The sequence below is a fragment of the Marinobacter sp. MA genome (assembly GCF_048298425.1).
GTDB classification, from domain to species: domain Bacteria; phylum Pseudomonadota; class Gammaproteobacteria; order Pseudomonadales; family Oleiphilaceae; genus Marinobacter; species Marinobacter salsuginis.
The window spans coordinates 398,216-419,539 of record NZ_CP103058.1 but is presented as its reverse complement, the minus strand read 5'-3'; the positions used below and the strand labels follow the sequence as shown (position 1 = coordinate 419,539).

The 21,324-nt window shown below is 58.2% G+C and carries 22 protein-coding genes; 8 read left to right on the top strand and 14 right to left on the bottom strand.

The window, feature by feature from the left end; genetic code table 11:
- Positions 1 to 36: 36 nt before the first annotated feature.
- Both eutC and NUW46_RS01840 read right to left on the bottom strand, forming a co-directional pair.
- Positions 37 to 867, bottom strand: a complete 831-nt coding sequence (eutC, locus tag NUW46_RS01845; protein WP_418141249.1) for an ethanolamine ammonia-lyase subunit EutC — start codon at positions 865 to 867, stop codon at positions 37 to 39.
- Positions 860 to 2,263 carry an ethanolamine ammonia-lyase subunit EutB gene (locus NUW46_RS01840; RefSeq protein ID WP_418141248.1) on the bottom strand — a complete coding sequence of 468 codons (1,404 nt, stop codon included), beginning with the start codon at positions 2,261 to 2,263 and terminating at the stop codon, positions 860 to 862. Before NUW46_RS01840 ends, eutC begins: the two co-directional genes overlap by 8 nt.
- Before the next feature lie 76 nt (positions 2,264 to 2,339).
- Here NUW46_RS01840 and NUW46_RS01835 point away from each other — a divergent pair, with 76 nt between their 5' ends.
- Entirely contained in the window at positions 2,340 to 3,116 is a 777-nt protein-coding gene (locus NUW46_RS01835; protein ID WP_418141247.1) for a crotonase/enoyl-CoA hydratase family protein, read from the top strand.
- Here NUW46_RS01835 and NUW46_RS01830 read toward each other — a convergent pair.
- Positions 3,082 to 3,954, bottom strand: a complete 873-nt coding sequence (locus NUW46_RS01830) for a hypothetical protein (RefSeq protein WP_418141246.1) — start codon at positions 3,952 to 3,954, stop codon at positions 3,082 to 3,084. The two genes, NUW46_RS01835 and NUW46_RS01830, sit on opposite strands and share 35 nt — an antisense overlap.
- Positions 3,955 to 4,051: 97 nt before the next feature.
- On the opposite strand from NUW46_RS01830, the gene NUW46_RS01825 reads away from it, so the two are divergent.
- Positions 4,052 to 4,681: a metallophosphatase domain-containing protein gene (locus tag NUW46_RS01825; protein WP_205632633.1), complete on the top strand. Its 630-nt coding sequence runs from the start codon at positions 4,052 to 4,054 to the stop codon at positions 4,679 to 4,681.
- Positions 4,682 to 4,766: 85 nt separating this feature from the next.
- Entirely contained in the window at positions 4,767 to 5,774 is a 1,008-nt protein-coding gene (locus NUW46_RS01820) for an LLM class flavin-dependent oxidoreductase (protein ID WP_418141245.1), read from the top strand.
- On the opposite strand, the gene NUW46_RS01815 is transcribed toward NUW46_RS01820, so the two are convergent.
- On the bottom strand, positions 5,771 to 6,322 hold the full coding sequence (locus tag NUW46_RS01815) for a glutathione peroxidase (protein ID WP_418141244.1): 552 nt from the start codon (positions 6,320 to 6,322) through the stop codon (positions 5,771 to 5,773). The two genes, NUW46_RS01820 and NUW46_RS01815, sit on opposite strands and share 4 nt — an antisense overlap.
- Positions 6,323 to 6,461: 139 nt before the next feature.
- Between NUW46_RS01815 and NUW46_RS01810 the strand changes: the two genes are divergently transcribed.
- The 5 genes from NUW46_RS01810 to NUW46_RS01790 all read left to right on the top strand — a co-directional run bounded on the left by NUW46_RS01810 (position 6,462) and on the right by NUW46_RS01790 (position 10,671).
- A complete protein-coding gene (locus tag NUW46_RS01810) occupies positions 6,462 to 7,001 on the top strand; it encodes a YqiA/YcfP family alpha/beta fold hydrolase (RefSeq protein WP_418141243.1) in 540 nt (179 codons plus the stop codon).
- A 141-nt stretch (positions 7,002 to 7,142) separates the two neighbouring features.
- Positions 7,143 to 8,171 (top strand): TRAP transporter substrate-binding protein DctP, encoded by a 1,029-nt coding sequence (dctP, locus tag NUW46_RS01805; protein WP_069182711.1) that lies wholly within the window; start codon positions 7,143 to 7,145, stop codon positions 8,169 to 8,171.
- A 108-nt stretch (positions 8,172 to 8,279) separates the two neighbouring features.
- Positions 8,280 to 8,873, top strand: a complete 594-nt coding sequence (locus tag NUW46_RS01800; protein ID WP_069182710.1) for a TRAP transporter small permease — start codon at positions 8,280 to 8,282, stop codon at positions 8,871 to 8,873.
- 35 nt (positions 8,874 to 8,908) lie between these two features.
- The gene (locus NUW46_RS01795; protein WP_069182709.1) at positions 8,909 to 10,192 is read left to right on the top strand and encodes a TRAP transporter large permease; all 1,284 of its coding nucleotides are present in this window, start codon (positions 8,909 to 8,911) and stop codon (positions 10,190 to 10,192) included.
- Between the two features lie 38 nt (positions 10,193 to 10,230).
- Positions 10,231 to 10,671 carry a universal stress protein gene (locus NUW46_RS01790; protein WP_069182708.1) on the top strand — a complete coding sequence of 147 codons (441 nt, stop codon included), beginning with the start codon at positions 10,231 to 10,233 and terminating at the stop codon, positions 10,669 to 10,671.
- Positions 10,672 to 10,675: 4 nt separating this feature from the next.
- Here the strand turns inward: NUW46_RS01790 and NUW46_RS01785 are convergent, their stop codons facing one another.
- The 10 genes from NUW46_RS01785 to potA all read right to left on the bottom strand — a co-directional run bounded on the left by NUW46_RS01785 (position 10,676) and on the right by potA (position 21,264).
- Positions 10,676 to 12,934: a diguanylate cyclase gene (locus NUW46_RS01785; RefSeq protein WP_418141242.1), complete on the bottom strand. Its 2,259-nt coding sequence runs from the start codon at positions 12,932 to 12,934 to the stop codon at positions 10,676 to 10,678.
- Between the two features lie 96 nt (positions 12,935 to 13,030).
- On the bottom strand, positions 13,031 to 13,366 hold the full coding sequence (locus NUW46_RS01780; protein ID WP_418141241.1) for an antibiotic biosynthesis monooxygenase family protein: 336 nt from the start codon (positions 13,364 to 13,366) through the stop codon (positions 13,031 to 13,033).
- Positions 13,367 to 13,429: 63 nt separating this feature from the next.
- Positions 13,430 to 14,281: an ABC transporter permease gene (locus tag NUW46_RS01775; protein WP_418141240.1), complete on the bottom strand. Its 852-nt coding sequence runs from the start codon at positions 14,279 to 14,281 to the stop codon at positions 13,430 to 13,432.
- A gap of 16 nt (positions 14,282 to 14,297) precedes the next feature.
- Entirely contained in the window at positions 14,298 to 15,158 is an 861-nt protein-coding gene (locus NUW46_RS01770; RefSeq protein WP_418141239.1) for an ABC transporter permease, read from the bottom strand.
- On the bottom strand, positions 15,155 to 16,249 hold the full coding sequence (locus NUW46_RS01765; RefSeq protein WP_418141238.1) for an ABC transporter ATP-binding protein: 1,095 nt from the start codon (positions 16,247 to 16,249) through the stop codon (positions 15,155 to 15,157). Before NUW46_RS01765 ends, NUW46_RS01770 begins: the two co-directional genes overlap by 4 nt.
- Positions 16,250 to 16,254: 5 nt before the next feature.
- Positions 16,255 to 17,334, bottom strand: coding sequence for an extracellular solute-binding protein (locus tag NUW46_RS01760; protein ID WP_418142000.1), 1,080 nt, complete (start codon positions 17,332 to 17,334; stop codon positions 16,255 to 16,257).
- Positions 17,335 to 17,491: 157 nt separating this feature from the next.
- A complete protein-coding gene (locus tag NUW46_RS01755) occupies positions 17,492 to 18,532 on the bottom strand; it encodes an extracellular solute-binding protein (RefSeq protein WP_222465961.1) in 1,041 nt (346 codons plus the stop codon).
- Positions 18,529 to 19,299, bottom strand: a complete 771-nt coding sequence (potC, locus tag NUW46_RS01750; protein WP_222465960.1) for a spermidine/putrescine ABC transporter permease PotC — start codon at positions 19,297 to 19,299, stop codon at positions 18,529 to 18,531. Before potC ends, NUW46_RS01755 begins: the two co-directional genes overlap by 4 nt.
- On the bottom strand, positions 19,299 to 20,156 hold the full coding sequence (gene potB / locus NUW46_RS01745; protein ID WP_222465959.1) for a spermidine/putrescine ABC transporter permease PotB: 858 nt from the start codon (positions 20,154 to 20,156) through the stop codon (positions 19,299 to 19,301). Before potB ends, potC begins: the two co-directional genes overlap by 1 nt.
- On the bottom strand, positions 20,149 to 21,264 hold the full coding sequence (gene potA, locus NUW46_RS01740) for a spermidine/putrescine ABC transporter ATP-binding protein PotA (protein WP_418141237.1): 1,116 nt from the start codon (positions 21,262 to 21,264) through the stop codon (positions 20,149 to 20,151). The genes potB and potA overlap by 8 nt, the downstream gene beginning before the upstream one ends.
- Positions 21,265 to 21,324: the final 60 nt, after the last annotated feature.

The following is a 21,324-nucleotide window of genomic DNA, read 5'->3' as shown; positions in this document are numbered from 1 at the left end:
GGAATTCTCCTACCCTGAATGGTTCAACGGTTATCGCTAGCCTAACAGGAAGTTGCCAATGCCCTGATCAATAACCGTCTCTTCCGAGCGATCCTTGAGCGGCACCCCCGAAACCTGCTGTCGGCCGGCCTCTTTGAGCAGATACATCAGCCGCCGGCTCGCCTCTGCCCACGACAGCCCCGCCGGCCGAATGTTCGATATACAGTTCCGGCTGGCGTCGGTCAGCCCGGGCTCAGGCGCCCAGGTCAGGTAAAGCCCGAGGCTGTCCGGAGAACTCAGGCCGGGGCGTTCGCCAATCAACACCACCACACAGCGGGCGTTGAGCCGGTGCCCCACATCGTCCCCGATCGCAACCCGTCCTTGAGAGACAACGATCAGGGGCGCCAGTTCCCAGGTCTGATCGTCGGCTTCAAGATCAGTCAGTAGCGCATCGAGAAGGCCGAGGGCATTTTGCTGCACACCGAAGGAAGACAGGCCGTCTGCGATCACCAGTGCCAGGTCGACGGGCGAGTCGCCGGTGTGGCCCAACCGATCCAACTGCTCACAGGACTGAGCGCTGAGCCTGCGACCAAGGTCCGGGCGCTGCAGGTAGGTTACCCGGTCGTCGGCCTGACTGTGCAGATGAACCGGCTGATGTGGCAGCAGTGATTTTCCTGGTTCGCTCAGTTCCGCCAGTTGCGTCATTAACGCAGCCGTGTCCAATGGCAGATGTACCGCGTCCCTGGCCTGGGCATGAGCCAACTGAAACGCCAGCATCTCCCGGGTGGGCAGGCTCACACCTGCGCGACCCAGACCAATCCGGGCATCGGTCCAGGCCGACAGCCGACGCCACGGGTTCTCAATAACTACCGGTTTGCGCTCAGTCATTGCCCTGCCCCTCCTGCAACCGGCCCAGACTCTCCCGGAACGCCTCCGGTAAGCCCTCGGAAGGCACCTTTCCTTCGGAATCGCCGAAGATCTGCATCCTGGTCAGCCACTGTTCGAACTCCGGCGCCGGTCGCTTGTCCAGAACCCGTCGCAGATACAGGGCATCGTGAAACGACGTGGTCTGATAGTTCAGCATGATATCGTCCGAGCCGGGTATGCCCATGATGAAATTGCAGCCGGCTACGCCCAGAAGTGTGAGCAGGTTGTCCATGTCGTTCTGGTCGGCCTCGGCATGATTGGTGTAACAGATATCACACCCCATGGGCAGGCCCAGCAACTTGCCACAGAAGTGATCTTCCAGACCGGCCCGGGTAATCTCCTTGCCGTCAAACAGGTATTCGGGGCCGATGAATCCAACCACCGTGTTCACCAGAAGCGGCTGGAATTTGCGGGCCACGGCGTACGCCCGGGCTTCACAGGTCTGCTGGTCCACACCGTGATGGGCATCAGCGGACAGCGCACTGCCCTGGCCGGTCTCGAAATACATCACATTGTTGCCCACGGTGCCTCGGTTCAGCGATAGCGCCGCATCCCGGGCCTCGGCCAGAGTTGCCAGATCAAATCCGAAGCTGCGGTTAGTCGCCTCGGTACCGCCGATGGACTGGAATACCAGATCCACAGGCGCCTTCTGTTCGATGGCTTCCAGGGTGTTGGTAACATGGGTCAGGACGCAGGACTGAGTCGGAATCTCGTATTGTCGGATCACCTCATCCATCATCTGCAACAGCCGGACACTCTGGGACACGCTGTCAGTCGCGGGATTGATCCCGATAACGGCATCGCCACTGCCGTAAAGCAATCCATCCAGGATGCTGGCGGCGATGCCGGTCATGTCGTCGGTTGGATGGTTGGGTTGGAGCCGTGTCGACATTCGCCCCGGCAAGCCGATGGTGCTGCGAAAGGCAGTCTGCACCTCGCACTTTGCCGCCACCAGGATCAGGTCCTGGTTGCGCATGATCTTGGAGACCGCCGCTATCATCTCCGGTGTGATACCCGCCCGGATGCTTGCGAGCATCTCCGGAGTGGCGTGGTCGCTGAGAAGCCAGTTGCGGAAATCGCCGACGGTCAGATGGGACACCGGCTCGAACGCCACAGGATCATGATCGTCGAAAATCAGTCGGGTGACTTCGTCCTGCTCGTAGGGAATCAGCGCTTCGTTCAGAAAGGTTTTCAAAGGCAGGTCCGCCAGAGCCATCTGGGCCACCACCCGTTCTTCGGCGGTGTGCGCGATGACACCCGCCAGGCGATCACCAGAGCGCGCTGGCGTGGCCTTGGCCATCAACTCCGCCAGCGTTGCGAACTGCCATCGCCGGTCACCCAGACTGTACCGATACATTGCCCTCTCCCTGAGACGCGTTGTTCTACTATCTTAGGTGAATATCACACCGACAGATCAACTGCAGGGTAAAGCAATGACCGAGCACGCGGTTCTGACCAGTATCGATGAGGGCATCTACACTATCACGCTCAACCGGCCCGACAAACGCAACGCCGTGGACGGCCCGACAGCCGATGCCCTGCGCAGGGCATTCATCGAGTTTGAGGAAAACGATGCCCTGAAGGTTGCAGTGCTGTGCGGCGCCGGTGGAAATTTCTGCTCCGGCGCCGACCTGGAAGCGATCGGCGATGAGCAACGGCGCAACAGGATTGACCCCCATGGAACGGGTCACGGCCCCATGGGCCCGACCCGTATGCACTTTACCAAACCGGTGATCGCTGCCGTCTCCGGCTATGCCGTGGCCGGAGGTCTGGAGCTGGCTCTGATGTGCGACCTGCGGGTTGTGGAAGCCTCTTCGGTATTTGGCGTTTTCTGCCGGCGCTGGGGCGTTCCCCTGATTGATGGTGGCACCGTCCGGCTGCCCCGCATTGTCGGCCATGGGCGAGCCATGGACATGATACTGACCGGGCGCCCCGTCAACGCAGAGGAGGCCATGGAAATGGGACTGGCAAACCGACTCGTTCCGGACGGGACGGGACTGCAAGCGGCCCAGGAACTGGCGGCAACCATTGCCGGATTCCCGCAACGCTGCATGCGGGCAGACAGGGCGTCTGCCATTCATCAATGGGATCTGGATACCCGGGAAGCCCTGGAAGCCGAGGGGGCCGGGGGCTACCCGGTGGTTTTCGAAGAGGCGATTGCCGGGGCCCGGAAATTTAGAGAGGGGGCTGGCCGCCACGGCCAGTTCTGAGCAGGCTCGCAAGCCAGTCGATCAGATCCGGATAGGCATCCAGATCCAGGACAAATTCCTGTCCGCGGGCCGCGCAAGTCAGGTAGCACCAGGGTGAATTGAGCTGCCAGCGGTCCTCTCTGGTGTGGTAGCTCAGGGGCGGGCGGTCCTCGCCCGGAAAAAATGCAGCCGGCAGACGCCATCGGGTCGGCAGCCGGCTCTGCGGGTCCGTGAGAACAAGATCATCCCGCAACATCGGGAACACGCCACTGCCGGGAAAGACCTCCGTCGCGGTTGCCAACTGGCAGGCATCAGAAGACTCATAGAGCGTGTTGCCAGCGTCCGGCTGGCCGTGGAAGTGGGGATGATATCGGGCCCAGTGCAACGCATCGGGTGCCAGTTCATCAATGGCATGTATCTGGCCAATCTGCAGCCAGCCCCAGATAGCATGAAACGGACGTGAACCGGGCACAAAGCGCCAGCGACGGTTATGCAGTTCAGCGTGCCGGAAGACCCCGAAGAACAGGAACAGGTCTCCGGGCTCAACCCCCTGATTGCGCAAATGCCCCTGGGCAGAACCGGTTTGCCCCAATAAAGGTCGCCAGCCATTCTCACGTGGGTAGGCATCGGCCACCAGGTCCGGGTCCAGGTGGGCGCCATGCCCGCCTCGAATTCTGCCGCCGGTGAGATCCCGGGCAATTTTGCCCAGACGGCGCTCTTCGAAAACGACTTCGCTGTAGCGGATTCGGGACTGGGCATCCGGAATGGGCAGTACACACAGGGAACCGTCCGGTAAAACCGGGCTGGGACAACCACCGGCAGAAGAATCGAACCCCTTCCGGCTCAGAATCAATCGCATGGCATCACTGGAAAATCATGAGGGCTGAACGGGCCGTAAATGCTATCGTAGTTTCAACAATAATGCGCGAATGCCACCGATCGGAACCTTCAACACCATGAGAATAGTCTGCATCTCCGACACCCACAGCATGCATCGCCAGATCCAGGTGCCTGACGGCGACCTGCTGATTCACGCCGGCGACTGCCTCGGCGTCGGGACCCTGGATGAACTGGAGGATCTCGACCGGTGGTTTTCCGAGTTACCCCACAGAAACAAAATCCTGATTGCCGGCAATCACGACTGGTGTTTCCAGGATGAGCCGGCCGAAGCTCGCGAACTGATACGCCATGCCCATTATTTGCAGGACAGCCCGGTGGAACTGGAAGGCCTGAAGTTCTGGGGAAGCCCATGGACGCCGGTGTTCTTTAACTGGGCGTTCAACCTTGAACGGGGCGACGCTCTTGCCGAACGCTGGGCCCGTATTCCCGAAGACACCGATGTGTTGATCACCCACGGTCCTCCGGCGGGTATCCGGGACAAAATCGATTCGCCCACCGGTATTATTCGTCCCGGCTGCGAGGCGCTGGCCGAACGCGTAGCCAGCTTGACTCTGAAGCTGCATATCTTCGGCCATATTCACGAAGACCACGGACGGGAACAGATCGGTGACTGCCTCTACGTGAACGCCAGCACCTGCAACGGGAGGTTCAAGCCTCTGAACCCGCCGATTGTGATCGATCTGTAGCACCGATTGGGGCTAATCTTGAAACAAGCGCCCGCAGGCACCATGGTTGCGAATTCGCGAATGACTTTTCTGCAACGGGAGCTCCATGCCTGACTGTCCTGAATACTCACTGCTCGAACTGGCCTCCGTCCGCGAGGGCGACTCGGTCGGCACCACGCTTGCCAACAGTGTGGCCTATGCCCAACGGGCTGAGAAACTCGGCTTCAAGCGCTTCTGGCTGGCCGAACATCACAACATGGAGGGCATCAGCAGCTCCGCTACTTCGGTTTTGATCGGGCACATCGCTGGCAAGACGGAGGCTATCCGGGTCGGTTCTGGCGGCGTCATGCTGCCAAATCATCCCCCACTGGTGATCGCCGAGCAGTTCGGAACGCTGGAAAGCCTGTACCCGGGCCGGATTGATCTCGGACTCGGCCGCGCACCCGGCACTGACCCGGTAACCGCACGGGCTCTCAGGCGTGATGGCCTGGGGGCAGAACAGTTTCCGGAGGATGTCGCGCGGCTTCAGTCGCTGCTTGGCCCTCTTCAGCCTGGCCAACCCGTGAAGGCGATACCGGGGGCCGGCACCAACGTGCCTCTGTGGCTGCTGGGTTCAAGTCTTTACAGTGCCCAGCTTGCCGCCGTGCGAGGCTTGCCCTATGCCTTCGCCGGGCATTTTGCCCCCAGACTGTATCGGGAAGCCCTGCGAGTCTACCGCGACAATTTCCAACCTTCGGAGCGACTCGAAAAGCCCTACGCCATGCTCGCACTGCCGGCCATTCCGGCGGACTCGGTGCAGGAAGCCGAGCATCTGGCCACAACCAGCTACCAGCGTATTCTCGCGCTGTTCCGGGGCCAGCCACTCTGGATGAAGCCTCCCGTGGACACCATGGAGGGATTGTGGAACGCCGGCGAAAAAGCCAGCGTGAAGGATTTTCTCGGGCTCCAGCTGCTCGGCGATGCCAAGACTATCCAGCGCCAGCTTGAACAGATCCTTTCAGGCATTGAGGTCGATGAATTGATGTTCACCGTGGACATTTACGATCCCGCGAAGCGCAGGCACGCGCTCGATATCCTTGCTCAAACCAGAAAGGCTCCTCAGGCACTCTCCTAAAGCACAGACTCAACCGCATCGATCAGCTCCGGATCCTGGGGACGCACACGGCTTGGGAAGCTCTCCACCACCGTGCCTGATCGATCAATCACATACTTGGTGAAATTCCAGCGCGGGGGCTGACTCTGCTCGTTAATGGCCTGGAACACCGGGTTTGCCTCGGGTCCGGTAACCGCGCCCGGGGCAATCATGGTGAAGGTCACACCGAAGTTCTTGAAACAGACAGTCGCTGCTTCGGCTTCCGAATCTGCCTCCTGACGGAAATCGTCGCTGGCAAAACCGACCACCACCAACCCATCCTTCGCGTATTGCTTGTGCAGGGCCTCGAGCCCCTCAAACTGGCCGGTGTAACCGCAGCGACTGGCGGTATTGACCACCAGCATCGGCTTGCCGGCCGCCAGGTCGCAGAGATTAACGGTGTCGGAGGAGTGCAGTTTACGCATTTCATGATCGAGAAACGCCGGGCAGCTGTCGGCTTGCGCCACAGGCGCGCCCACAAGGCTGACAATCAATACCGGCATCATCAGAAGGCTTTTGAGGTGTTTCATGAATCCCGTTTCCCTGTTCGCTTCGCTGTTTTCTATACGCGCCGACCGGACGGCTGGCTCAGCCTGCAAAGTGGACATAAAGGGTTCGGCTGCTCATCATCGTGGGTAAACAGTGTTCAAAGCAGGAGCCTTTTTCATCATGACCGATACCCCGATCCATGTCTTCCTGTCCCACGGCCTGGAAAGCGGCCCGGGCAGCACGAAAATCCAGGCCATGAAAGCCGAAGCCGAAACCTTCCCGAACATCAATGCCCATGCGATTGATCACAGGAGTACCAAGGATCCTTCTACCCGCCTGAAACAAATGCAGGAGGCCATGGCTCAGAGCGGCGCCAATCCGGCAAACACTATACTGGCCGGCTCCAGCATGGGCGGCTGGGTGTGCGCTCAAACCAGCTCTGACACTCCGGTTCTGGGCTGCTTTATCCTGGCGCCAGCCCTTGCCATGACCCGGTACCCCCAGTCCAGCCCGATCATCCGGGCCCGCCACTGCCAGATCATCCACGGTTGGGAGGATGACGTAGTGCCGGTCGTTCCGGTGCTTGACCTGGCACGGGACCAGGGCCTTCCCATACTGGTTCTGCCCGATGGCCACCGGCTGGAAAACAGCCTCGATCGGGTTGCCAGTGAGTTCCGTGGATTCCTCCAAACCTGCCTTTCAGACATGAATCAACCGTGATTTCATGAACTTGCGAAACCGGGAAAACGACCGCTTCGAAATTTATTGTTTTGGCCATTTTCTTGCGAAAACCACTTTGTTTTGCCAGTCTTTATTAATGTAACAATAAATTTCAGCAAAAAAACGAACGGAGAAAACCCGATGAGCAGCATGAGCAAGTTCAAAAAACTGGCCGGAATTTCAGCGTTCGCATTCGCTGCGATGACCATGGCGAATTCTGTAAACGCCGCAAACTGGCGGTACGCGCACGAGGAATACGAGGGCGACGTACAGGATGTGTTCGCCTACAAGTTCAAGGAATACATCGAGGAAAATTCCGACCACACCCTGCAGGTTTACCGTTTTGGCGAGCTGGGTGAGTCCGACGACATCATGGAGCAGACCCAGGCGGGCATCCTCAACTTCGTTAACCAGTCGCCCGGCTTTACCGGTTCCCTGATTCCTGAAGCCCAGATCTTCTTCATTCCTTACCTGATGCCGACCGACATGGATACGGTTATCGAGTTCTTCCGCACGAGTGAAGCCATCAACGAGGACTTCCCGGAGCTATACGCAGAGAAGGGCCTCGAGCTGCTTAAGATGTACCCGGAAGGTGAAATGGTTGTGACCGTGGACGAGCCGGTCACTGAGCCTGAGGACTTCAACAACAAGAAGATCCGGGTCATGACCAACCCGCTTCTGTCAGAAACCTATTCTGCCTTTGGCGCAACGCCCACACCGCTGCCCTGGGGTGAAGTGTACGGCGCACTGCAGACCAACATGATCCAGGGTCAGGAAAACCCCATTTTCTGGATCGAGTCCGGCGGTCTGTACGAAGTGTCTCCGAACCTGGTGTTCACCAAGCACGGTTGGTTCACCACTGCCATGATGGCCAACCAGGATTTCTACAACGGCCTGTCTGATGAAGACAAGAAGCTGGTGCAAGACGCCGCTGACTATGCGTTTGAAGAAATCATCGTGCACATCGACGGTCTCGCCGATGAGGCCCTGGCCAAGATCAAGAAAGCCAGCGATGAGGTCACCGTTACCCGTCTGACCGACGAGCAGATCGAAGCCTTCAAGGCCCGTGCGCCCCAGGTTGAAGAGAAGTTCATCGAAATGACTGGCGAGAGCGGCAAAGAACTGCTGAACCAGTTCAAGGAAGACCTGGAAGAAGTTCAGAACAACTGAACCTGATGGAACCACTCCCGCCGGCTCCGGCCGGCGGGTAGCTGTACTAACCCCGCCCCGCCGGGGACTTCCTACCGGCCGGGAGCGACATTCTCTGGAGCAGACCCCATGTCCGAGAATTCCCCGGATCTTGAAGACGATACCGGCATCTACGAGTCCGGCCTGCCCGGATTTCTTGGAACCATCGATGAAATAATTGCCAAGGTCGAGGCGTTCATGCTGGCCGTTGGCGTCATCCTGATGGCCATCAATACCTGTGTGAACGTTATTGCGCGGTATGTGTTCGGCGAAGGCCTTTTCTTCTCCGGTGAAATCAACCGGATTCTCATTATCCTGATCACCTTTGCCGGCATCGGCTATGCGGCCCGCCATGGCAGGCATATCCGGATGTCTGCAATTTACGACGCCATTCCGGTCAAGGGGCGAAAAGTGCTGATGATCATCATCGCTTTGTTCACCTCTGTGGTTATGTTCTTCCTTTGCTATCACTCGTTCGAATATATCCAGACCCTGTACAGCCGAGGCCGCATTCTGCCTGCGCTGGGTTTTGAAATCTGGTGGATCTATATCTGGGTGCCCATCGGTTTTGCCATTACGGGAATTCAGTACCTCCTCACGGCCATCAAGAACTTCACCAGCAAGGACGTGTACCTCTCTACCGGGGTGGTAGACGGTTACGCGGATACCGAATCGGAAGTATGAACCCTGCAGCTGACATAAAGGAAGGATAAGAAATCATGGCAACTATAATGATGTTGATCATGATCGGGCTATTGCTGCTGGGCTTCCCGATGATGATTCCCCTGATCACCGGCGCTGTGGTCGGCTTTGTAATGATGTTTGATGGCTTCGGCCAGATGGGCACCTTCGTCCAGCAGATGATGGGTGGCATCCGGCCAGCCTCTCTCATTGCCGTCCCGATGTTTATTCTCGCCGCAGACATCATGACCCGCGGTCAATCCGCTGACCGTCTTATCAATATGGTCATGGCGTTCATCGGCCACGTAAAAGGCGGTCTGGCGATCAGTACCGCCACCTCCTGCACCCTTTTCGGTGCCGTATCAGGTTCTACCCAGGCAACGGTTGTGGCGGTTGGCTCGCCGTTGCGGCCCAAACTGCTCAAGGCCGGCTATTCTGATCCGTTCTCGCTCGCGCTGATTATCAACTCCAGTGACATTGCGTTTCTGATACCCCCGAGCATCGGCTTCATTATTTACGGTGTTATTTCGGAGACCTCCATTGCCGAGCTGTTCATTGCCGGTATCGGGCCAGGCTTGATGATTCTGATAATGTTTTCGATTTACTGCCTGATCTATGCTCGCGTCAACAACCTTCCGACCGAGGAGAAGTCCACCTGGAGCCAGAGAGCCGTAGCCATGCGCGAGGCTTTGTGGCCGCTGTTTTTCCCGGTCATTATCGTGGGCGGCATTTACGGGGGTATCTTCAGTCCGACAGAGGCTGCAGCCGTTTGCGTACTCTACGCCTTCCTGCTTGAGTTCGTGGTGTTCCGATCACTCAAGCTTGCTGACATCTATCGGATCGCGAAGTCCACAGGCTTGATCACCGCTGTCGTATTTATTCTGGTAGCCGTGGGCACCGGCTTCTCCTGGATTATTTCCTTTGCCCAAATCCCCCAGGCTATTCTGGACGCGGTCGGAATCAGTGACATGGGCCCGATAGGCGTGATGATTACCATCTGTATCGCCTTCTTTATTGCCTGCATGTTCGTTGACCCGATTGTGGTGATCCTGGTTTTGACGCCAATCTTTGCACCAGCCATCGAGGCCTCTGGCATCGACCCGGTACTGGTCGGCGTGCTCATTACCCTGCAGGTAGCCATCGGCTCGGCAACGCCGCCGTTCGGCTGTGACATCTTTACCGCCATCGCGATATTCAAGCGCCCCTATCTGGAGGTTATTCGCGGCACGCCGCCGTTCGTAATCATGCTGATAGCCGCTGCCGGGTTATTGATTGCGTTCCCGCAAATTGCGTTGTTCCTGCGCGACCTGGCCTTCAGGTGATCTGATCACCCTGAAGGGTGAATACAAAGGAGAGCAAGATGTTCAAACGGATTCTGGTGGCAGTCGATGGCTCGATGACCTCCTTCGATGCTCTGACCAAGGCCATCGAACTGCAGAAACTGACCGACGCAGAGATTTTTCTCCTCTGCGTCTACAAACACCACAGCCTGTTTGAGGCGTCGCTGTCGATAGGACGCCCGGACGACATGGATATCCCGGACAAGGTGCTGTCGGAATACGCCAAGGAAGTCGTCAATCACGCAAAGGAACTTGCCAAGGAACGTGGCGCCACCCACGTTCGGGGCTTTGTGAAGGCGGGCAGGCCGTCGAGAGTTATCATCGACTTTGCCAAAGACAAGGGCGCAGACCTGATTGTCGTGGGCACCAAAGGAACGCACAGCGACAAGGATGGCATGTTCCTTGGCAGCGTTTCCCACCGGGTTGCGTCCCATGCCAAGTGCCCGGTCCTGGTGGTGTGACCGTCTAAACCGAGATTTCGACCCGATTACGGCCGGCTTCCTTGGCGCGATACAGCGCCTTGTCGGCCAGGGTCAGAATCTGTAGTGGCTTTTCAGCATCGTCAGGCCAGCTGGCAACGCCCACCGAGACCGTCAGTGCCCCAAGATCCTGCTCCCGATGAATAATAGGTACCTTGCGAACGGCTTCGCACAGCTGGTTCGCTTTATCCCGGGCTGCTTCGGACGTTGCTCCCGGCATGACCACCACAAACTCTTCACCGCCATACCGGCAAACTATGTCACTCTCCCGGAACTGCTTTTGAAGAATGCCAGCGACGATCTTCAGGGCATGGTCTCCCGCTTCGTGGCCGTGGGTATCGTTGAACCGTTTGAAGTGATCGATGTCGACAATCAACAGGGATAGCGACAAATCGTTACGCTGCGCGACGGCGCTTTCATGTTCGAAAAGCTGATCAAAGTAGCGGCGGTTTTTCAGTCCGGTGAGTGCATCCTCGTAGGAAAACTTCTGCAACTCTTCCCGCAGGGCAATGCTTGAGAGGGTGATACCGATTCTCTGGATGGCCTGATCCAGCGCCGTAAGCAGACGTGCCGAGCCATACTCGCTCTCTGCCTTACCGAAAACGCCATCGCCCTCGAGCAGAAGCACACCTTCAGTCACATTGCCGGCACTGGCCGACTCCACATTCACCCAGAAACACAAGGTACCGCTCTCAGCCTCTCTCCCCTCCCCCTCGGCGCCCTGCCACTGTTTCAGTTGCGGCAGCCTGGAGGGCTCCGGGAGGCCTTTGCGGGCATCCAGAATCACCGGGAGCGGAACCGGGCGACTGAAACCCCAGACGGCAACCCGATCATACCGCTCGTCTGAGCCCCGCTGATAAAAGGCGCCTTTAAGCGGGCTGCAAATATCCGGGAGTGCCCGGACAAGCAACCCGAACGCCTGCTGCAGGCCCAGACAGTCCTGAAGCTCGGTTATCACGTCGCCCAGAATCCGGTTTTTCTCATTTTCAAAGGTCAGCATTCGGACCCGCGCCTGCTCGCGCCGGGCCAGAGCCTCCGCCTTGGCGGTACGTTCGGCAACCTTTTCTTCCAGTGACACGTTCAGCCGCTTCAACGCCTCCTGGGTGCCTGCGTAGTGCCAGAGTGAAATAACCACCACCGCCAGAGAGAACAGGAGCATTCCCCAACTGACCGGGACCCGGCCCCAGGGAAGCACACCATGGGCCACTGCCATATCCACAATCAGCAGCGCACAGAAAAAGCCAAAGGCCAACAGCAGTACCTGTTGCTCGCGCAACATTTTACCGATGCGACGAAGCACGACGGCAAAAATAATAACCAGAGAAACCAGAAACATGGCATCAAATGGCGGGAACGTAGATGAGAGATCAAACACGCCCGCCAGCGCGCCCAGCAATGCACCCACCAGGTAAACAAGATGAACTTTCCAGATCAGATTTATCACCCAGGGGCGATGATTGGTCAGCCATTGCTCCAGCAGCAGTGCCAGGGCCACCGGCAGCATGCAATAGGAGCCGGCAGCCAGGTAATCCCACATCAACGGCTGGTAAGCAATCAGTAGACTGGCCTGGCTCTCAGAAACCAGCATCAGGGCAGATGAGAGAGTGAACAGAGAGATAGTTGCAAAGGTTTTCTTTTCCGCCTGCAACAGCGCAAAGATGATCGCCAACAACGCAATCAAGGTGGCGAAACCCGCAATGACCAGTGCTTCGAGGGAGTTCTTGAGAATGTAGAGAACCAGATCCGGATGATCCATGATGGAGACTTCGCCCCACAGCCCGATATCCGTGTAATTGGAGAAAATCCGGAAATACACCGGCTTGCCTTCATAGTTCTCCGGCAGCACGATTTCATGCCACGGCCAGCCCTCAAACCGGCCCCGGCCCTGGTCATCAAACTCGCCATACTGGTAGATTTTTTCACCCTCAACCCAGACCTGAACGATCAGATCGACACTGAAGATGTAAAGGACGGGCTCCTGCCACTCGCCGGTTGGCAGGGTGACCCGGAACCAGACATTCTCACGCCCTTCACGGCCGGGTGGATTGGAGGGAAAACCAATGCTTTGCCATTTTTCGGGTGCATCCTGCACCACCCACTCCGGAACACCGTCCTCGGTAAAGGGAGAATCACCCCAGCGATACTCCCAACCTTCGGCTACCGGCTGAGACGCTCCATAGGTAAGTGCAGGCAGTATCAAGGCCAGAAACGCGGTAACCAGACGAAGCAGGCTAATCTGTGGCATCAGGAAGGCAAACCTGAGTTGTGGGGCGATCAGATCTGATTATAGTCCAGTCCCCGCAAATCCGGAGCACTCTTTCGGGGCATACGACCGGTGCGCTCAAGGCGATTCGTGACCATGCGATGATTGAGGCGGCTCCACCACCCATTCCGGGTCCTCAAACTCACCGATGGGTTTGATATCCACGAAAGGCGCAGCGCTGCGGATGATCGCGGCCACCTCGGGGTTATGCTGCCCTTCCATGGCATCCCGCTGTTCCTTGCTCTCCCAGGAGGCGATGGCAATCAGCGTATTGGGGTCGCCAATCTTGCGGTGCAGTTCTGTACCGCGGGCGCCCGGCGCCTGCTGGATAATTTCGCTCGCCCTTACCCAGGCATCCGCGTATTCCTCGGCAGTATGGCCTTCCCGGATATGCACTTCGAAAATAAATTTCATGAGACCTCCCGGTGACTGCCGGCTCAATCGGGTCGCGTTATCCCATGATGGCGGCGAACACCGTTAACGTGAGGAGCGACCCATCACCAGCAAGGCCAGGAGCGCAGAGCCCACCATCAGCAACAGTGCCACCGCATTGAGCACGGGCGTCGACCCTTCCCGAAGGCGATTGAAGAGGGCCACCGTCAACGGTGTATCGCTACCTGTCAGCATAACGGTGGTATTGAAGTTTTCAAATGACATCAGGAACGCCATGGCGGCCGCTCCGAAAATGGATGGCAACAGCCATGGCAGGGTAACGGTAAACCAGGCCACCAGGGGCGTGGCGCCCAGGTTAAGGGCGGCCTCTTCCAGCTGGGGATCAAACTTGCGAAGACGGGCAGCGATCACCAACGTACTCAGAGTCGCGATGAAGGCCACCTGCCCCATTACCACCAGCGTCATACCGGGCCGGAACAGGTCCAGTTCGATGCCCCAGGCGGCCGACATATCATTGGCCATGCCGCTGTAGAACACCAGTATGGACACCCCCAGAATGACCCCGGGAATCACTAAAGGCAGCAGCATGAGCAGGTACAGGAACTCCTTGCCCCGGAACTGTACCCGTTCAAACAACACAGCGTTCACGCATCCCAGGGCAAGGCTCACCAGCGTTACCCAGAACGCAATTTTGGCACTGACCCAGAGCGCTGTAAGCAGCCCATCGTCGTGGAAGAGTCCGGTGCGGCCCTCGCTGCCATCAGCGAAATACCAGTCCAGAGTGAAGCCTTTCCATGGCAGCGACGGGAAAGGCGCGTCATTGAAGGCAAACACGGCTGTAACCAGCAGGGGCAGTGCGAGGTAAACGAAAAACGCGACCAGGTACGCCAGGTAGAGCCAATCGAACAGACGGGACCGGGGGACGGAACGGATCATGGCTTCACCCTCACCTTCATCCCATCACCTTCCGCAACGACTGGCCGGAGACTTTCAGTCCAAGCCAGACGATAACCGATGACAGCACCAGCAGCAGAACACCCAGTGCGGCGCCCTGCTCCCAGTTAAAGCGGGTAATGAACTGGGTGAAGATCTGCTCGGTAAACCAGGCGCTGTCCTTCCCGCCCATGAGCACCGGGGTCAGATAGCTGCCAAGGGTGAGCATGAACACGACGATGCAGCCGGAAACAATGCCGGGCATGGCCCAGGGCACAACGATTTCGCGCAACACGGTGCCGTGGTCGCCACCCAGGTCGTAGCCGGCCTCCACCAGGTTCTCATCCATGCCATCGAGGGTGGTTACCAGTGGTACCACCATGAACAACAGCCCGTTATAGACCAGGCCGATAATGACCGCCACGTCGTTGTAGAGCATTTCCACCGGACCATCCACCCAGCCCAGGGCCTGAAGCCAGGAACTGAACAGGCCACTTTCACGCAGCAGGATCATCCAGCCGTAAGTACGCACCAGCTCACTGGCCCAGAACGGAATCAGGCAAGCCAGAAACAGAATGCCTTTGGAGCGTCCCCTTGCAAGACGGGCTATGTACCAGGCAATGGGGAAGGCGATGATCAGCGTCAAAAAGGTAGTGAACAGCGACATCACCCCGGTACGCACGAACGTGCGCCAGTAATAGGACTCGGTAAAGAAGTTCTGGTACTGCTCAATGCCCCAGGCAATGGTGTCCCAGCTTTCCCGAACCTGAAACGACACCCGTAACATCTGGAGGTGGGGCAACAACACCAGCAACACGATCCAGAGCAGGAACGGGGTAAGCAGCAACCAGAGGGATAAGCGACTGACCGATGACTTCACGGACTGTCGGCTCCAAAGACCCGGGCCAGAGCGGGATTCCATGCCAGCCGGATGGAGCTGTCGGCAGACAGCCTCGGTGCCGAGCCATCCTGGGGCAGGCGGGCGTACACCGGCTGGCCACAGCTCTCTGCCTCGACCCGGCTGTTGGCACCATCAAACAGGGTGGTACGCACCTTTGCCTGCATTGATGAGAAACCGGCACTGAGGGCATCACCTGACAACACCAGCGATTCGGGCCGGATATACAGTTCCGCCCGATGGCCGGTTCTGAGGTTGTCCGATGCCACCCGTCCCTGAACCAGAACACCATCATCCAGACGGATGTCTGCCAGATTATCCCGCACCGCTACCAGCTCACCGGACAGGCGATTGTTGTCGCCGACGAACCCGGCTACGAAGGGTGTGGCCGGTTCCCGGTAAAGTTCCTCCGGTGGCGCCACCTGATCAAATCGCCCGTTGCGCATGACGGCCACCTGATCCGACATCACCATGGCTTCCGACTGGTCGTGGGTGATGTACACGAAGGTTGTGCCGAACTGCTTCTGCAGGTGCTTGAGTTCCACCTTCATCTGCTCACGGAGTTTCAGGTCGAGGGCGCCGAGGGGTTCATCCAGCAACAGGAGCGTTGGCTCCAGTACCAGGCAGCGCGCCAGGGCCACCCGCTGTCGCTGGCCACCGGATAACTCCTGGGGGTTACGGTGCTCAAGATCAGGCAGGCCGACCTGCTCCAGCACCCGGGCAATGCGCTTTCGACGTTCTGCCAGTGGCATCTTCCGGCGCTTGAGCCCGTAACCGATGTTGTCGCCCACGGTCATGGTGGGAAACAGGGCCAGATGCTGGAACACCATGTTCACGGGCCGCCGGTTTGGTGGCACATCGTTCATGCGCCGGCCACGGATGTGGATATCTCCTTCATCGGGCTTGTCAAAGCCGGCCAGCAGTCGCAGGAGAGTGGTTTTGCCGCAACCGGAGGGGCCAAGAATGGAGAAAAACGTGCCCGCAGGCACGTCCAGGGACACATGGTCCACCGCGGCATTGCTGCCAAAGCGGCGTACAAGTCCCTCACAGAACAGGTCCGAATCCATTCCCATAGGGATCAGTTCGCGGCCTGGACGCGATCCAGCACCTGCCCTTCCATGGTTTCCAGTCCCGGGGGAACCGGCGGATACCACTTGATATTGTTGATGGCGGCGTCATCAAAGCTTTCACGGTAAGCGTCCCGCAGATCAGCTTTGACAAACTCATCGGCACCTTTTGAGGCGGTGAAGTTGCCCGACGCATTGGTAATACGGGCCGCAATCTCCGGCTGCATCACGAAATTGATCCACTTGTAGGCGGCTTCTTCGTTCTCGCTTCGGCGAGGAATCGCGAAGGTATCGATCCAGCCCAGGGCGCCGGATTCGGGGGCAACAAACCGGATGTCCGGGTTCTCGGCGTTGAGCTTCCAGCCGCCGGCATCCCAGGCCATGGCCGCTTTCACTTCACCGGTGCGCAGCAGGGCCAGCAACTGGTCGCCACCGGTCCAATAGGTTTTTACATTGCTTTTGCAGTCAATCAGCTTGTCCTCAACCTTTGCCATGATCGACTCGTACTGGTCCCGGTCATCGTAGGCTGCGAACGGATCCATCCCCATGGCAAAGGCGAAACCGATCAGTGTGGGTCGCTTGAGGCGGTAGCTGACCTGACCTTCGACAGCTGGATCACACAGGTCGGTATAGTCAGACACGGTACCCGCTACCGAGCTGTGCACGATCAGACCACTGGTTCCCCACACCGAGGGCACCCCATAAAACTGGCCATCCAGTTCGGTGGAATCCTGGGTCGCCTTGACCATGGACGGCTGCAACTGATCCGTGTTCACCCGGCTGAAATCGATCGGCTTGTAGATATTGAACTGGCGCTGCACGCCGACAATGCGATCCTGACTCGGCTGGGCCAGGTCAAACCCGGCACCGCCCGTGGCGCGGAGCTTGGAAATCATGTCTTCGTTGTTGGAGAGGGTCACCTTCACATCGATGCCGGTCTCCTCCTCAAACTGGGCGACCACATCATCCGGGGCGTAGCCACCCCAGGTAATCAGGCGTAGCTCTTCAGCCAGGGTACTGCCGGAAAAACCTGTGGTGGCAAGGGCTGCAGACAGCAAAAAAGCACGGTTCCGTGTCGAGCGAGAGGGCATGATCATAACGTGTCCTTACTGATGGCAAGTTCAGAAGTTTGCTAACCATTTGTTATCAGGAAGTTATAGACCATGTATTGCAGTTTTGTGAAACCCGAAGCAAAAAAACGGAGGCCGCAGCCTCCGTTTTCAGTGACGCCATGAACTACCGGTGCTTTTAACGCCCGGACTTCAGCATTTCCCAGTACTTGGCGTAGACCTGCAGGGCGTCGTCACCGATGTCGGTCTGGAACTCGGCATTGATCATGTCGGTGGCATTCGGATAGCTCGCCCGGTTATTCGCCACTTCGTCTGGCAGCAGGTCCCGCGCTGCCAGGTTCGGAGTGGCATAACCGATCTCCTCACTGATCAAAGCGGAGATTTCCGGCTGCAACACAAAGCTAATGAACTGGTGGGCCGCTTCCGGATTCTTCGCGTTCTTCGGAATCACGAAACTGTCCAGCCAGGCAATGATGCCTTCTTCCGGATAGACGTACTCCAGCGACTCCATGGTGTCCTTGCCCATCACGGCTTCGCCGTTCCAGATCATACCCACGTCCGTCTCACCCTCCAGGTAAGGCATCCGGGGCGCATCGGAATTGAAAGTACGAACCGAGGGCATGAGCTCGGACAGCTTTTCATAGGCCGCCTCGATTTCATCCGGATTGGTGCTGTTGCCGGAATAGCCCAATACCCGCAGGCCAACGTGGAACACTTCCCGCATGTCGTTGGTCAGCATCACCCGGCCATCGAAACGGTCTTCCCACAGGTCTTCCCAGGCGGTGACAGGCTCACCTTCGATGTCTGCGGTGTCAACGGCCAGCCCCGTGGTACCCCAGAGGTACGGAACGGAGAATTTGTTCTCCGGATCGATATCCAGGTTCACCAGTTCCGGATCCAGCTGGTCAAAGCCCTCGATCTTGCTGCGGTCAATCGGCATCAGCAGATCTTCCTGGCGCATCTTGCTGACGTAGTAAGTAGACGGCACCGCCAGGTCGTAGGCTGCACTGTCATCCAGCAATTTCAAGCGGGCATACATGGCCTCGTTGCTGTCGTAGGTGGTGTAGACCACCTGGATACCGGTTTCTTCCGTGAAGCGGTCGAGCACTTCCTGGGGCATATACTCGGACCAGTTATAGAGGTTGAGAACCTGGGGCTCCTCGGAACTGCACCCCGTCAATCCCACTGCCAGCAAGCCGGCCAGTGCCAGTTTCTTCATCGTTTGCTCCTTATCAGAATCCATTGAGACAACATCAGCATAACCAGTGAAAACACCAGCAACAGTGTGCCCAGGGCATTCACCTCGGGTTTCAGGCCCACACGCACCATGGAGTAGATGCGCAGGGGCAGAATCTCGTAGCTCGGGCCACTCACAAAAGTACTCACTACCACATCATCGAGGGACAGTGTAAACCCTAGCAGCCAGCCTGCCAGTAATGCCGGCATGATCACCGGGATCAGCACGGTACGGGTCATGGTGAAATCAGAGGCACCAAGATCCCGGGCGGCCTCTGGAAGGCTCTCATCGAAACCACTCAATCGAGCCATGACCGTGATCACCACAAACGGAAGACAGAAGGTGACATGAGCCAGTAGCAGCGATACATAGCCGAGCTGCAGCCCCACCAACAGAAACAGGGCCAGCAACGAAATGGCCAGGACAATCTCCGGCGACATCATCACCACAAACAGCATGCCATTGAGCAGCTTCTTGCCACGGAACCGGTAACGATGCAGGGCCAGGGCGGTCAGGGCGCCAATCACCGTGGACACGGTGGCGGCAGACAGCGCCAGCCAAAGGGAATTCCACATGGCATTGACCATGGCCCGGTTATCGAAAAGCGCCTCGTACCAGCGCAGGCTGAGCCCGCCCCAGGCATAGCCGGTGCGGGATTCGTTGAAGGAGAACACCACCAGCACCACGATGGGCACGTAGAGCAAAATGTAGACGAGGGTCAGATAGGTGCGGGGCAACCATCGTGTCATCAGGCACCCTCCTCGCCAATTCGCCGTTTACTCAGGCGATGGGCGAACATGAGGAACGCCATGGTCAGGGTCAGCACAATGCTGGCCGCCGCCCCAAAGGGCCAGTTGCGGGCATCGAGGAACTGGTTCTTGATCACGTTACCCACCAGCAGATTGCGGGAACCGCCAAGAATGTCCGGCACGAAGAAAAGCCCCATGGCCGGCAACAGGACCAGCATTACACCAGCCAGAACTCCCGGCAAAGTCAGCGGCACAATCACATGAATAAACGTAGACAACCGACCCGCGCCCAGATCGTGGGAGGCCAGCAGCAACTCCTGCTTCAGGTCTTCGAACACCGAATACAGCGGCAGGATCATGAACGGAAGCAGCAGGTACACCAGGCCAATGATCACCGCGCCCTCGGTATAAAGCAGCTGCAGGGGCTCATCAATCAAACCAATCGACATCAGGGCGCTGTTCAGCAGGCCGTTGGTGGCCAGGATCAGCTTCAGGGCGTAGGTACGCACCAGGGAGTTGGTCCAGAAGGGCACGATCAGCAGGAAGATTAATATCAGCTGGCGCTGCTTGCCCACCTTGGAGAGCGCCCAGGCAAACGGATAACCGATCAGCAGGCACACCAGGGTGGTCATCGCCGCCATGTACAGGGAATGGAGAAAAACCTCCAGATACAGCGGGTCAAACAGCTGGCGATAGGCGTCCAGATTCAGAGGCAGCGACAGAAAGGTTGCCGGATCCCGGGTCATGACACTGGCGCCCACCACCAGGAGATTCGGTGCCAGCACCAGAAACAGGAGCCAACCCCAGACCAGGATCAGGACGGCGGTTTTGAACGGCTGCTGCATAACGTTATGCATCGGCCGCAAGTTCCTCTTCCGTTGCGGTTTCTCCGGGCAGCAGCCATTCCCAGCCATCCACCCAACTGACCTTGACCGGCTCGCCCAGGCGGTAATCGAAGGCGGGATCGTCCTCATCAAAGAATTCGCTGGCCAATACCTCGGTGCCATCGTCCAGATGAATGACAGAATCCAGCGTGCTGCCTTTGTAGTTACGCTCGACAATCTTGCCCGCGACACCCTGCTCATCGGCCGGATCCAGCACCCGGATGTCCTCAGGCCGCAGCAGCACGTTCAGGGGCTGGCCTTCGCTTAACGCGAAGTCCGGTCGCCGCAGGGTTCGTTTGAGGCCAAAGACATCCACGGTAATAGAGCCATCGTGAACCGACTCGACCGTGCCGGGGAAAAAATTGGTTTCCCCCACAAACCGGGCGGTAAAGAGGTTGGCTGGCCGCTCGTAAACCTCCCGCGGAGTGCCGAGCTGCTGCACCAGGCCATCCTTGAGGACCACCACCCTATCCGACATCGACAGGGCCTCTTCCTGATCGTGGGTCACGAATACGAAGGTGATGCCCAGCTCCCGTTGCAGACGCTTCAGCTCCACCTGCATGGTACGGCGAAGCTTGTAATCCAGGGCCGAGAGCGGTTCATCGAGCAGTAGCAGCCTCGGCCGCTTGACCACCGCCCGGGCGATGGCCACCCGCTGCTGCTGGCCGCCGGACAACTGATGCGGCTTGCGGCGGGCAAAATCCTGCAACTGGACCATGGCCAGCGCTTCATCGACTCGCTGGCGAATCTCGTCCTTCGGGCGCTTTTCCATCTTCAGGCCATAGGCCACGTTGTCGAACACCGACATGTGGGGAAACAGCGCGTAATGCTGGAATACGGTATTGAGCGGACGGTTTTCCGGGGCAGTGTGGGTGAGATCTTGTCCCGCCAGGGTGATGCTGCCCTCATCGGGATTTTCGAAACCGGCCATCAGCCGCAGCAGGGTGGTTTTTCCGCACCCGGAAGGGCCCAGCAGGGTAATGAACTCGCCGTCGTAGATCTCAAGATCCAGACCGTCGAGCACCGTTTTGCCACCGAATTGCTTGGAAAGATTGCTCAGGGATAGCAGTGTCTGTTTCATCGGCGCTGCCCAAAGAATGAGCGGCCTATTTTTCCAGAAACCGACGCAAACAAAAAGGGG

What these genes read in the sequence shown, in the direction of transcription:
- eutC (WP_418141249.1), bottom strand. Translation starts at nt 867, where the DNA reads ATGACTGAGCGCAAACCGGTAGTTATTGAGAACCCGTGGCGTCGGCTG.
- NUW46_RS01840 (WP_418141248.1), bottom strand. Translation starts at nt 2,263, where the DNA reads ATGTATCGGTACAGTCTGGGTGACCGGCGATGGCAGTTCGCAACGCTG.
- NUW46_RS01835 (WP_418141247.1), top strand. Translation starts at nt 2,340, where the DNA reads ATGACCGAGCACGCGGTTCTGACCAGTATCGATGAGGGCATCTACACT.
- NUW46_RS01830 (WP_418141246.1), bottom strand. Translation starts at nt 3,954, where the DNA reads ATGCGATTGATTCTGAGCCGGAAGGGGTTCGATTCTTCTGCCGGTGGT.
- NUW46_RS01825 (WP_205632633.1), top strand. Translation starts at nt 4,052, where the DNA reads ATGAGAATAGTCTGCATCTCCGACACCCACAGCATGCATCGCCAGATC.
- NUW46_RS01820 (WP_418141245.1), top strand. Translation starts at nt 4,767, where the DNA reads ATGCCTGACTGTCCTGAATACTCACTGCTCGAACTGGCCTCCGTCCGC.
- NUW46_RS01815 (WP_418141244.1), bottom strand. Translation starts at nt 6,322, where the DNA reads ATGAAACACCTCAAAAGCCTTCTGATGATGCCGGTATTGATTGTCAGC.
- NUW46_RS01810 (WP_418141243.1), top strand. Translation starts at nt 6,462, where the DNA reads ATGACCGATACCCCGATCCATGTCTTCCTGTCCCACGGCCTGGAAAGC.
- dctP (WP_069182711.1), top strand. Translation starts at nt 7,143, where the DNA reads ATGAGCAGCATGAGCAAGTTCAAAAAACTGGCCGGAATTTCAGCGTTC.
- NUW46_RS01800 (WP_069182710.1), top strand. Translation starts at nt 8,280, where the DNA reads ATGTCCGAGAATTCCCCGGATCTTGAAGACGATACCGGCATCTACGAG.
- NUW46_RS01795 (WP_069182709.1), top strand. Translation starts at nt 8,909, where the DNA reads ATGGCAACTATAATGATGTTGATCATGATCGGGCTATTGCTGCTGGGC.
- NUW46_RS01790 (WP_069182708.1), top strand. Translation starts at nt 10,231, where the DNA reads ATGTTCAAACGGATTCTGGTGGCAGTCGATGGCTCGATGACCTCCTTC.
- NUW46_RS01785 (WP_418141242.1), bottom strand. Translation starts at nt 12,934, where the DNA reads ATGCCACAGATTAGCCTGCTTCGTCTGGTTACCGCGTTTCTGGCCTTG.
- NUW46_RS01780 (WP_418141241.1), bottom strand. Translation starts at nt 13,366, where the DNA reads ATGAAATTTATTTTCGAAGTGCATATCCGGGAAGGCCATACTGCCGAG.
- NUW46_RS01775 (WP_418141240.1), bottom strand. Translation starts at nt 14,281, where the DNA reads ATGATCCGTTCCGTCCCCCGGTCCCGTCTGTTCGATTGGCTCTACCTG.
- NUW46_RS01765 (WP_418141238.1), bottom strand. Translation starts at nt 16,249, where the DNA reads ATGGGAATGGATTCGGACCTGTTCTGTGAGGGACTTGTACGCCGCTTT.
- NUW46_RS01760 (WP_418142000.1), bottom strand. Translation starts at nt 17,334, where the DNA reads ATGCCCTCTCGCTCGACACGGAACCGTGCTTTTTTGCTGTCTGCAGCC.
- NUW46_RS01755 (WP_222465961.1), bottom strand. Translation starts at nt 18,532, where the DNA reads ATGAAGAAACTGGCACTGGCCGGCTTGCTGGCAGTGGGATTGACGGGG.
- potC (WP_222465960.1), bottom strand. Translation starts at nt 19,299, where the DNA reads ATGACACGATGGTTGCCCCGCACCTATCTGACCCTCGTCTACATTTTG.
- potB (WP_222465959.1), bottom strand. Translation starts at nt 20,156, where the DNA reads ATGCATAACGTTATGCAGCAGCCGTTCAAAACCGCCGTCCTGATCCTG.
- potA (WP_418141237.1), bottom strand. Translation starts at nt 21,264, where the DNA reads ATGAAACAGACACTGCTATCCCTGAGCAATCTTTCCAAGCAATTCGGT.